The following is an 11,366-nucleotide window of genomic DNA, read 5'->3' as shown; positions in this document are numbered from 1 at the left end:
CACCGGCACCGCTACGAGGTCAACAACGCCTACCGCGCCGAGCTGGAGAAGAAGGCCGGCATCGTCTTCTCCGGCACCTCCCCCGACGGCAAGCTGGTGGAGTACGTGGAGTACCCGCGTGACGTCCACCCGTACCTGGTCGCCACCCAGGCGCACCCCGAGCTGCGCTCGCGGCCGACCCGCGCCAACCCGCTCTTCGCCGGCCTGGTGAAGGCCTCGGTCGAGCGGAAGAATTCCAAGTAACACACCAGTTGTTACGGTGGCCGGGGTGCATACCTTCAAAGGTGAGCACCCCGGCTTCTTTTTTCGCCGGTCTCTTGTGAAAGCGTGTGGGAGGACAGGGCATGACGATCAAGGACACCCCGGAGGAGTGGGAGATCCGGGCGACCGAGACCCCCTTCGTGGGCAACAAGACCTCCGTCCGCACGGACGACGTGGTCATGCCCGACGGCTCGGTGGTCCGCCGTGACTACCAGGTCCACCCCGGATCCGTGGCCGTCCTCGCCCTGGACGAGGAGGACCGGGTCCTGCTGATCAACCAATACCGGCACCCGGTGCGGCACAAGCTGTGGGAGATCCCGGCCGGACTGCTCGACGTGCCCGGCGAGAACCCGCTGCACGCCGCCCAGCGCGAGCTGTACGAGGAGGCGCACGTCAAGGCCGAGGACTGGCGGGTGCTGACCGACGTGTACACCACCCCCGGCGGCTGCGACGAGGCCGTACGGATCTTCCTCGCCCGGGATCTGTCCGAGGCCGAGGGGGAGCGCTTCGAGGCGGAGCACGAGGAGACCGACATGGAGCACGCGCGCGTGCCGGTCGACGAGCTGGTGCGCCGGGTCCTGGCCGGAGACGTCCACAACAACTGCCTGGTCGTCGGGGTCCTCTCCCTGGTGGCGGCCCGGGGCGGGGACGGTCTGGACGCGCTGCGCCCGGCCGACGCGCCGTGGCCCGCGCGCCCCTTCGAGTCCTGAGCCGCACCCGTCCGGGCGTACTGGTGTGACCATCGCCTGATCCGATCGGGCGATGCGCCCGCCGTGGTCCTCCGGGGTCGTCGCAGAGCGTGAACTAGGCTCTTCAGCGCCCGTACCGGAAGACACCGGCGGGCTTGCGCGTGCGGTGGGACGGGAGTGTGGCCCGTGACGGATCAGGCGGTGGACCCAGACGGTGCGGAGCTGCCCCCGCACCCGGCCACGGAGCGCCGTTTCCTGGGCCGTACCCGCGAGTTGAAGGAGCTGCGCGCCGACATCGAGCGCGCGGGCCTGGACACCCTCTCCGGCCGCAAGGCACCCCGCGCGCGCGTGCTCCTCATCGCGGGCCGCCCCGGCTCCGGCCGGACCCGGCTCGCCGAGGAACTCGTCCGGCAGGTCGCCGACCGTTACCCCGACGGGGTGCTGCGGGCCCGGCTCAGCGAGCCCGGCGGCACCCCGGTGCCCGTCGAGCAGGCCGCCCGCGACCTGCTCGCCGCGCTGGAGCTGCCCGCCCCCGCCGGAGCCGCCGAGGACGACCTCACCGCCGCCCTGCGCGCCGCCCTCGCCGACCGGCGGATGCTGCTCCTGCTGGACGACGCGGCCGGCGCCGACCAGGTCGACGCGCTACTCCCCGAGGCCCCGGACTGCCTGGTCGTGGCCGTCTCCGGCGGCCCGCTCACCGGCATCGCCGACGTCCGCCCCTGCACGCTGGGCGGCCTCGACACCAAGTCCGCGGTGGAGCTGCTCACCGGCTACACCGGCTCGGTCCGCATCACCGTCGACCCGCGCTCCGCGGAGAGCCTGGTCGAGGCGTGCCAGGGCCACCCGACCGCGCTGGTGCTGGCCGGCGGCTGGCTCGCGGCCCGTCCCAAGGCCGCCGTCTCCGACCTCGCCAAGCGGCTGCACGCGTACGCCGAGGGCGGCGCGGACAGCGGGGACGGCACGGACACCACCCCGCTGTCCCGGGTCTTCCGGCTCGTGTACGACCAGCTGCCCGGCCCGGCCGCCCGGATACTGCGGCTGCTCAGTCTCGCCCCGGCCGGTCTGGCCGACCCGCACACCGCCTCGGGCCTGGCCGGCTGCTCCGTCGACGCCGCCCGCGCCGCCCTGGACGACCTCGTCGCGGTCGGCCTGCTGCGAGCGGTGGACTCCCCGCTGCCCCAGTACGAGGTCCCCGGCTGTCTGCACCCGCTGCTGCGCGCCCTGGCCGAGAGCCAGGAGCGGCCGGCCGAGCTGCAGCTGGCCCGGGCCCGGATGCTGGAGCGGACGGTCCGGCTGCTCCAGTCCTGCCGGGCGATCACCGAGACGGACAGCCCGCAGGCCCGGGAGAAGCTGAGCGGCATGCCCCGCGCGCTGCGCTTCCCGAACCCGCGGGCCGCCGCCGACTGGCTGCGCATCCGGCGGCCCGCCCTGCTGGCGTCCGTGCGGCTCGCGGTGGCCGACGGCGAGCTGGACACCCTCGCCCGCCGGCTGATGTCCCAGCTGGTCAGGGCCCTCGCGGCGCATGTCGGCACGCAGGCCGCCGCCCCCGACCTGTACCGCGTGCACGGCCTCGTCCTGGACGTCGCCGAGCGGCGCGGGCTGCCCCGGGAGAAGGCCGCGGCCCTGCTGAACCTGGGCGATCTGGACGCGCAGACCGGCCGCACCCGGGAGGCGCTGGCCCGTTACCGGGCCGCCCTGGACGCCGGACGTGAGGCGAACGACCCGTACGCCACCGGCCGCGCGATGGAATCCGTAGGCGGCGCCTACCAGGAGCTGGGCGACTACGACCGGGCCGCCGACTGGTTCGGCCGGGCCCTGGCCGAGCGGCTGGCCCGCGGAGAGGGCCCGGAGGCCGCCCGGTTGTACGGCCGCAGCGCGACCGCCCACACCTACGCCGGACGCTACGGCGAGGCCCTCAGGAACTGGCGGGCCGCCCTCGCGGGCTACCGCAGGAGCGGCGATGTCGCCGCGAGCGCACGGGCGTTGAGCGAGATCGCCCGGGTGCAGGAGTACGCGGGGCGGCCCGCGGAGTCGCTGCGCACCTGCCAGGAGGCCGTGGAGTGGGCGCGGCGCGCCGAGGACTCCCGGCTGCAGGCCGCGCTGCAGCTGCGGCTCGCCGACACCCTGGACCGCCTCGGCGACCCGGCGGCGGCCCACCTGCATCGCGCCGCGGCGGAGCGCATGCTGGGTGAGGAGCACCCTGAGGGCGACGCAAGGCTGGAACAGGACGCTAACGCCTGCGAAATCCGCAGCGCATCCGATGAAGATTGATGCAATGAAAGGCTAGACAGCCGGAACACCTTCATTAGACTGGCTCTGCCGCACGTTCTCCTGCGGTGTCTCCCGGTATGCCTAGGCATGTCTGGGTACGTCTGTAATGCACCCCCATACCCTCTGAGCCAAGGACCGTGATCGACGTGAAGGTCGGCATCCCCCGCGAGGTCAAGAACAACGAGTTCCGGGTGGCCATCACCCCCGCCGGTGTGCACGAGCTGGTGCGCAACGGTCACCAGGTCGTCATCGAGCGGGGTGCCGGCCTCGGCTCCTCGATCACGGACGAGGAGTACGTCGCCGCCGGTGCCGCCCTGCTCGACACCGCCGACGAGGTGTGGGCCGCCGCCGACCTGCTGCTGAAGGTCAAGGAGCCCATCGCGGAGGAGTACCACCGTCTCCGCAAGGACCAGATCCTCTTCACGTACCTGCACCTGGCCGCCTCCAAGGAGTGCACGGACGCGCTCATCGAGTCCGGCACCACGGCCATCGCCTACGAGACCGTCGAGCTGCCGAACCGCGCCCTGCCGCTGCTCGCCCCGATGTCCGAGGTCGCGGGCCGGCTGGCCCCGCAGGTCGGCGCCTACCACCTGATGCGTCCGGCCGGCGGCCGTGGCGTGCTGCCCGGCGGTGTCCCCGGCGTGACCCCGGCCAAGGCCGTCGTCATCGGCGGCGGTGTCTCCGGCTGGAACGCCACCCAGGTCGCCGTCGGCATGGGCTTCGAGGTCACCCTGCTCGACCGCGACATCAACAAGCTGCGCGAGGCCGACAAGATCTTCGGTACGAAGGTCAAGGCGATCATGTCCAACGCCTACGAGCTGGAGAAGGCCGTCCTCGACGCCGACCTCGTCATCGGCGCGGTCCTCATCCCGGGCGCCAAGGCCCCGAAGCTGGTCACCAACGAGCTGGTGTCCCGCATGAAGCCGGGAAGTGTCCTTGTCGACATCGCGATCGACCAGGGAGGCTGCTTCGAGGACTCCCGTCCCACCACGCACGCCGAGCCGACCTTCCGGGTCCACAACTCGGTCTTCTACTGCGTCGCCAACATGCCGGGCGCGGTGCCCAACACCTCCACCAACGCCCTCACCAACGCGACGCTGCCGTACATCGTCTCGCTGGCCAACAACGGCTGGGTGGAGGCGCTGCGCCGCGACCCCGCGCTCGCCAAGGGTCTCAACACGCATGACGGCAAGGTTGTTTACAAGGAGGTCGCCGAGGCCCACGGCCTGGACCACGTCGAGCTGGAGACCCTGCTCGGCTGACCCCCTCGACCAGGTGAGTCGCTAAGTCACCACCAGGCAAAAGGCGATTCGTCAACACGTCTCGTCAACCCTGCGTACCCGGCCGGACCTTGCCCGACAAGGTCCGGCCGGATGTGTGTATGGTCACTTTGCGACTCTCGGTCAACTCGCCTCGAACGTAACCCTTCGACCGATTCGCACACCGGTGAAACCTGCTGTGCGACGGCCGTACGCCCTTGACAGCGAGATGTTTCATTGCCGACACATCCTGCCGGGTCCGGCGGATTGTGTTGCTGCGGACCGCCGACACGCCATAGAGTCGCCAACCGTCGGCATGGTGCCACGCTGACCTTGTCTAGAAGTTTCCTGGTCACCAAGGAGGTAAGACGACTTGTGAATGAGTCGACATTTTCTCCCGGGGGTGGTCAACCAGGAATGCCCGCACGGGGCCAGGGCCCCGCGGGATTCGAGGCTGTCGGCTCCGTAGCTGTGCGCACCTTCGCAGCCCACCAGAGTCCGGTTCCGCAGACCGCCCGGACAGCACACCAGAGCATGGATGGCCATCACGTGAACGCCATGGCCGGCGACGGAAGTGGCGCGCCCCACAACCACTTCGCCGACTACGACGAACTGCCCGAGGGGCACTTCTACGACCCCGACGCCGAGTACGAGCCCGATCCCGAGTACGCGGCCACGCTCGCGCCCGACGCGGCCCGCCAGCGCCGTGAGCGCATCGGCCCGACCGGACGCCCGCTGCCGTACTTCCCGATCCCGGGTCCGCTGACCGACCACGGCCCCGCGAAGATCATCGCGATGTGCAACCAGAAGGGCGGCGTCGGCAAGACGACGTCGACCATCAACCTGGGTGCCGCGCTCGCGGAGTACGGCCGGCGCGTACTGCTCGTGGACTTCGACCCGCAGGGCGCGCTGTCGGTGGGTCTCGGCGTCAACCCGATGGAACTCGACCTGACGGTCTACAACCTGCTCATGGAGCGGGGCATGTCCGCGGACGAGGTCCTGCTGAAGACGGCGGTCCCCAACATGGACCTGCTGCCCTCCAACATCGACCTGTCGGCCGCCGAGGTCCAGCTGGTCTCCGAGGTCGCGCGCGAGTCGACGCTCCAGCGGGCGCTGAAGCCGCTGCTGCCCGACTACGACTACATCGTGATCGACTGTCAGCCCTCGCTCGGCCTGCTCACGGTCAACGCGCTGACCGCCGCCCACAAGGTGATCGTCCCCCTGGAGTGCGAGTTCTTCGCCCTCCGCGGTGTCGCGTTGCTCACCGAGACCATCGAGAAGGTCCAGGAGCGGCTCAACCCCGAGCTGGAACTGGACGGCATCCTCGCCACGATGTACGACTCGCGCACGGTCCACAGCCGCGAGGTGCTGGCCCGTGTGGTCGAGGCGTTCGACGACCACGTCTACCACACGGTCATCGGCCGCACGGTCCGCTTCCCGGAGACCACGGTCGCCGGTGAGCCGATCACCACGTACGCCTCCAACTCCGTCGGTGCCGCCGCCTACCGCCAGCTCGCCAGGGAGGTGCTCGCCCGGTGTCACGCCGAGTGAGTCTGCCCGGGGCCGACGAACTCTTCCGTACGACAGGGGGGATGGCGCTCCAGCCGTCGACTCCGCGGCGCGCGGCGGGCGGTGAGGCCCGGGTGCCGGCTCCCGCGGGGGAGAGCGACGAGACGGCCGCCGCCGAGGACGCACCGCAGTCGGTGCCCGTCCAGGGCGGCGACGGAGAGGGCGCGGAGCACGTGGCGGCGGAGGCCGAGCAGGCCGAGGCCGGCGAGTCCCACACCCGCCCGGCGCGCCGGCAGACGGCGGCGCAGGAAGGTTCTTCTGCCGCCGCGCAGCCGCGCAAGCGCGGGCGGGCGGCGGCCCGGCGGCCCAGCGGGCGCGAGCGGCACGACGAGAAGATCACCGTGTACGTCTCGGCCGAGGAGCTGATGGACCTGGAGCACGCACGCCTCGTGCTCCGCGGCGAGCACGGGCTCGCGGTGGACCGCGGGCGGATCGTCCGCGAGGCGGTGGCCGTGGTCCTGGCCGACCTGGAGTCCCGCGGGGACGCGAGCATCCTCGTACGACGGCTGCGCGGGCGGTAGCGGTAGCCTGCGGGGGCTATGACCCCGAACGAAGCCCCAGCCCCCGGCGCACCGGCCGCCCGCCGGCGTGCGCTGGGGCGGGGACCGGGGGTGCCGCCGGCTGAGCGGCCGAGCGGGTCCGCGGCGGAGGCCGGGCCTACGAGCGAGCCTGTGGTCGAGGCCGAGCCGACGAGCAAGCCCGTGACGGAGGCCGAGCGGCCGAGCGAGTCCGTGGCGGAGGCCGAGCCTGTGGCCGAGCCCGGTGGTCCGCTGCGCCCACCCGCTCGCCCCGGCGGAACGACCGCCCACAACGCCGGCGACCCGCACGAGTCCCCCAGAGCGGCCGAACCCGAGCCGGAGCCTGCGCTCGCCGGGTGGGACCCTGCTGCGCCCGGGCCCGCTGAGTGGGAGCCCGTCGGGTCGGAGCCTGCGGGTTCCGGGCCTGCTGGATCCGAGGCTGCCGGGCCGAAGCCTGTCGGATTCGAGCCTGGCGAGTTGGCGTCCGCCGAGGCCGAGCCCGCTGAGCGGGAGGCTGCGGGTTCCAGGTCTGCCGAGTCGGTGCCTGTCGGACCCGGGCCCGCCGGATTCGAGCCTGCTGCGCCCGGGCCCGCTGAGCGAGAGTCCGTCGGGTCGGAGCCTGCGGGTTCCGGGCCTGCGGGATTCGAGCCTGCCGAGTCCGCGCCCGTCGAGCCCGAGCCTGCCGAGTTCGAGCCCGCTGAGTGGGAGTCCGTCGGGCGGATGCCTGCGGGTTCTGGGCCTGCTGGATTCGAGGCTGCTGGGCCGAAGCCTGTCGGATTCGAGCCTGGCGAGTTGGCGTCCGCCGAGGCCGAGCCCGCTGAGCGGGAGGCTGCGGGTTCCGGGTGTGCCGAGTCGGTGCCTGTCGGACCCGGGCCCGCCGGATTCGAGCCTGCTGCGCCCGGGCCCGCTGAGCGAGAGTCCGTGGGGTCGGAGCCTGCGGGTTCCGGGCCTGCGGGATTCGAGCCTGCCGAGTCCGCGCCCGTCGAGCCCGCGCCTGCCGAGTTCGAGCCCGCTGATTGGGAGCCCGTCGGGCGGATGCCTGCGGGGTCCGGGACTGGCGAGTTGGTGTCCGCCGAGGCCGAGCCCGCTGAGCGGGAGGCCGCGGGTTCCGGGTCTGCCGAGTCGGCGCCTGTCGGACCCGGGCCCGCCGTACCGAGGCATGCCGGACCCGAGCCCGCCGGACCGAAGTCCGTCGAACCCGAAGCCGTCCCCGATGGTGTCTTCAAGGTTCGGCTTGCCAACTTCGAGGGGCCCTTCGATCTGCTTCTCCAGTTGATCTCCAAGCACAAGCTGGACGTCACCGAGGTCGCCCTCTCCAAGGTCACCGACGAGTTCATGGCGCACATCCGGGCCATGGGGCCGGACTGGGACCTGGACCAGACGACCGAGTTCCTCGTCGTGGCCGCCACGCTGCTCGACCTCAAGGCCGCCCGGCTGCTGCCCGCCGCCGAGGTGGAGGACGAGGCCGACCTGGCGCTGCTGGAGGCCCGGGACCTGCTGTTCGCCCGGCTGCTCCAGTACCGCGCGTACAAACAGATCGCCGACATCTTCAACGAGCGGCTCGACGACGAGGCCCGGCGCCACCCCCGTACCGTCGGCCTCGAACCCGAGCACGCCGAGCTGCTGCCCGAGGTCGTCATCAGCATCGGCCCCGAGGGGTTCGCGAAGCTCGCGGTCAAGGCGATGCAGCCCAGGCCCAAGCCGCAGGTCTACGTCGATCACATCCACGCGCCGCTCGTGAGCGTGCAGGAGCAGGCCGGGATCGTCGTCGCGCGCCTGAAGGAACTCGGCGAGGTCAGCTTCCGGGCGCTGGTCGAGGACACCGACGACACCCTCACCGTCGTGGCCCGCTTCCTCGCGCTGCTGGAGCTGTACCGGGAGAAGGCCGTCGCCCTGGAGCAGGAAGCCGCGCTCGGGGAGCTGACCGTGCGCTGGACCGGCGGGGACACGGACGCGGCGCCGATGGTCACCGACGAGTTCGACCGGCCGACCGAGCAGCCCGAGGAGGAGAACAAGGCATGAGCGAGGAGACCGTCGCCGAGCTCGACCTCAAGCCCGCCCTGGAGGCGATGCTCATGGTCGTGGACGAGCCCGCGACCGAGGAGCACCTGGCGAAGATCCTGGAGCGGCCCAAGCGACAGATCGCGGACGCCCTGCGCGAGCTGGCCGACGAGTACGCCGTGCAGGGCCGCGGCTTCGAGCTGCGGTTCGTGGCCGGCGGCTGGCGCTTCTACACGCGCGCCCGGTACGCGCCCGCCGTCGAGCGGCTCGTCCTCGACGGCCAGACCGCCCGGCTCACCCAGGCCGCGCTGGAGACCCTCGCGGTCGTCGCCTACCGCCAGCCGGTCAGCCGCAGCCGCGTCTCCGCCGTGCGCGGAGTGAACTGCGACGGTGTGATGCGCACCCTCCTGCAGCGCGGTCTGGTCGAGGAGGCGGGCGCGGAACCCGAAACAGGTGCGATCCTGTACAGGACGACGAACTACTTCCTGGAGCGGATGGGCCTGCGCGGCCTGGACGAGCTTCCGGAACTCGCGCCCTTCCTCCCGGAGGCGGAGGCGATCGAGGCCGAGACCCAGGAGGGCGTACCGTCGTTCGACCCGGACGCGCCCGACGCGCCCGGCGGTCAGGACGCAGACGACTAAGACGGAACTTTGATGCGAAGCAGCGGCAGCGGAAAGAGTGGCGGGCGGGGTAACTACCGCGGCGCCGGCAACAACCGGGACGAGCGGCAGGGGCAGGGCCGTCCCCGCAAGCCCCGCCCCGAGGAGCGCCGCTACGACGTGGGTCCCGGCGCCACCACGGACGGCCCCAAGTCCGGGCGCGGCGGCGCGGCCCGCGGCGGCGCCAAGGGCGGACCCAAGCAGTCCCAGCAGGGCGGCGGGCGCGGCCGTACGGCCCCCGCGCGCTCGCGTGAGTACGAGGCGCGGGTCGAGGAGCGCAACCGGGAGCGGTACGCGGGCAAGAAGGACATCAAGCTGCCCAAGACCTTCCCCGGCGCCGAGCAGGAGGGCGAGCGGCTGCAGAAGGTCCTCGCGCGCGCGGGCTACGGCTCCCGGCGTGCCTGCGAGGAGCTGATCGAGCAGGCCCGCGTCGAGATCAACGGCGAGATCGTCCTGGAGCAGGGCCGCCGCGTCGACCCGGAGAAGGACGAGGTCAAGGTCGACGGTCTGACCGTCGCCACGCAGTCGTACCAGTTCTTCTCGCTCAACAAGCCCGCCGGTGTCGTGTCGACGATGGAGGACCCCGAGGGGCGCCAGTGCCTCGGGGACTACGTCACCAACCGGGAGACCCGGCTCTTCCACGTCGGCCGGCTGGACACCGAGACCGAGGGCGTCATCCTGCTCACCAACCACGGCGAGCTGGCGCACCGGCTGACCCACCCGAAGTACGGCGTGAAGAAGACCTACCTCGCCGCCATCGTCGGACCGATCCCGCGCGACCTCGGCAAGCGGCTGAAGGACGGCATCCAGCTGGAGGACGGCTACGCGCGCGCGGACCACTTCCGGGTGGTCGAGCAGACCGGCAAGAACTACCTGGTCGAGGTGACCCTGCACGAGGGCCGCAAGCACATCGTGCGCCGCATGCTCGCCGAGGCCGGCTTCCCGGTCGAGAAGCTGGTGCGCACCTCCTTCGGCCCGATCACCCTGGGCGACCAGAAGTCGGGCTGGCTGCGCCGCCTGTCGAACACGGAGGTCGGCATGCTGATGAAGGAAGTCGACCTCTAAAACGCCTTGCTGTGATCACCATCCCCCTTTATTGTCATGATGACGATAAAGGGGGATGGTGCATATGCCCAAGCAGTCGGCGACCGGATCGCTTCTCGGCCTCGCCCTCGGGGACGCCCTCGGCTACCCGACCGAGTTCAAGACCGTGCCGTTGATCGAGTCGATGTTCGGGCCCTGGCGCGGACTGGAGCTGCCGAAGCGCGCCCTCGTCTCCGACGACACCCAGATGACCCTCGCCGTCGGGCGCGCGCTCAGGACGGCCATGGACCGCGGCCACCTCGCGCCGAAGCGGCTGGAGCGGCCCCTGCGCGAGGAGTTCGTGGACTGGTACCGGTCGCCGGAGAACAACCGCGCCCCGGGCAACACCTGCCTGACGGCCTGCGAGCTGCTCAAGGCGGAGGGGCGGCTCTGGCAGGACGCCAGCCAGGTCGGCTCCAAGGGCTGCGGCGCCAACATGCGGGTGGCCCCGATCGGACTCGTCCCCGGCCTCAGCGACGAACAGCGCGCCGGCGCCGCCCAGTTGCAGTCCGCGCTCACCCACGGCCACCCCACCGCGCTGGCCGCCTCCGACCTCACCGCCCGCGCCGTCCACCTGCTCGCCCAGGGCACCGACCCCGCCGGACTCGTCGGGCAGCTGCGCTCCTACGCGCTGGATAACCGCACCCGCTACGACCACACCTGGCTCGGCGACCTGTGGACCCGTTCCCAGGACCCCGGGCCCGAGCACTTCATCGCGCGCGGCTGGGACGAGTGCCTGGCGATCCTCGGCCGGCTCCAGGAGGCCGTACGGACCGTCTCCCCGGAGACCGACCCGTGCCTGGCCACCGGCGAGGGCTGGATCGCCGAGGAGGCCCTCGCCACCGGGCTGCTGTGCTTCCTGCTCTTCCCGGACGAGCCCGTCACCGCCCTGCGCCGGGCCGCCTGCACCGCCGGCGACTCCGACTCCATCGCCTGCCTCACCGGCGCCTTCGCGGGCGCCTGGCTGGGCGCGGACGCCTGGCCGGCCGACTGGACCGGGCGGATCGAGCACCGGGGCGACCTGTTGGCCATGGGGGCGCTCTGGGACGCTTAGGT

General features: G+C 72.0%; 9 protein-coding genes and 1 pseudogene. All 10 read left to right on the top strand.

Going from position 1 to position 11,366, the window contains the following annotated elements:
- Positions 1-243, top strand: a pseudogene (locus ABZ937_RS23955) (CTP synthase); the annotation flags it as partial.
- 101 nt (positions 244-344) lie between these two features.
- Positions 345-971: an NUDIX hydrolase gene (locus ABZ937_RS23950; protein ID WP_361695035.1), complete on the top strand. Its 627-nt coding sequence runs from the start codon at positions 345-347 to the stop codon at positions 969-971.
- 165 nt (positions 972-1,136) lie between these two features.
- A complete protein-coding gene (locus tag ABZ937_RS23945) occupies positions 1,137-3,221 on the top strand; it encodes a tetratricopeptide repeat protein (protein ID WP_361695033.1) in 2,085 nt (694 codons plus the stop codon).
- A 137-nt stretch (positions 3,222-3,358) separates the two neighbouring features.
- Positions 3,359-4,483, top strand: coding sequence for an alanine dehydrogenase (gene ald, locus ABZ937_RS23940; RefSeq protein ID WP_361695031.1), 1,125 nt, complete (start codon positions 3,359-3,361; stop codon positions 4,481-4,483).
- Positions 4,484-4,897: 414 nt separating this feature from the next.
- Complete coding sequence (locus tag ABZ937_RS23935; RefSeq protein WP_361695029.1) at positions 4,898-6,031, top strand: ParA family protein; 1,134 nt, start codon at positions 4,898-4,900, stop codon at positions 6,029-6,031.
- Positions 6,016-6,570: a hypothetical protein gene (locus tag ABZ937_RS23930; protein ID WP_361695027.1), complete on the top strand. Its 555-nt coding sequence runs from the start codon at positions 6,016-6,018 to the stop codon at positions 6,568-6,570. Before ABZ937_RS23935 ends, ABZ937_RS23930 begins: the two co-directional genes overlap by 16 nt.
- 1,032 nt (positions 6,571-7,602) lie before the next feature.
- Positions 7,603-8,589, top strand: a complete 987-nt coding sequence (locus ABZ937_RS23925; protein ID WP_361695025.1) for a segregation/condensation protein A — start codon at positions 7,603-7,605, stop codon at positions 8,587-8,589.
- A complete protein-coding gene (scpB, locus tag ABZ937_RS23920) occupies positions 8,586-9,209 on the top strand; it encodes an SMC-Scp complex subunit ScpB (RefSeq protein WP_361695023.1) in 624 nt (207 codons plus the stop codon). The genes ABZ937_RS23925 and scpB overlap by 4 nt, the downstream gene beginning before the upstream one ends.
- Positions 9,210-9,221: 12 nt before the next feature.
- Positions 9,222-10,292: a pseudouridine synthase gene (locus tag ABZ937_RS23915; RefSeq protein WP_361695021.1), complete on the top strand. Its 1,071-nt coding sequence runs from the start codon at positions 9,222-9,224 to the stop codon at positions 10,290-10,292.
- A gap of 64 nt (positions 10,293-10,356) precedes the next feature.
- The gene (locus tag ABZ937_RS23910; RefSeq protein ID WP_361695019.1) at positions 10,357-11,364 is read left to right on the top strand and encodes an ADP-ribosylglycohydrolase family protein; all 1,008 of its coding nucleotides are present in this window, start codon (positions 10,357-10,359) and stop codon (positions 11,362-11,364) included.
- Positions 11,365-11,366 lie beyond the last annotated feature (2 nt).

Source organism: Streptomyces sp. NPDC046727 (genome assembly GCF_040645635.1).
Taxonomy (GTDB): domain Bacteria; phylum Actinomycetota; class Actinomycetes; order Streptomycetales; family Streptomycetaceae; genus Streptomyces.
The sequence above is the reverse complement of the archived record's forward strand: the minus strand, read 5'-3'. Positions and strand labels throughout refer to the sequence as shown.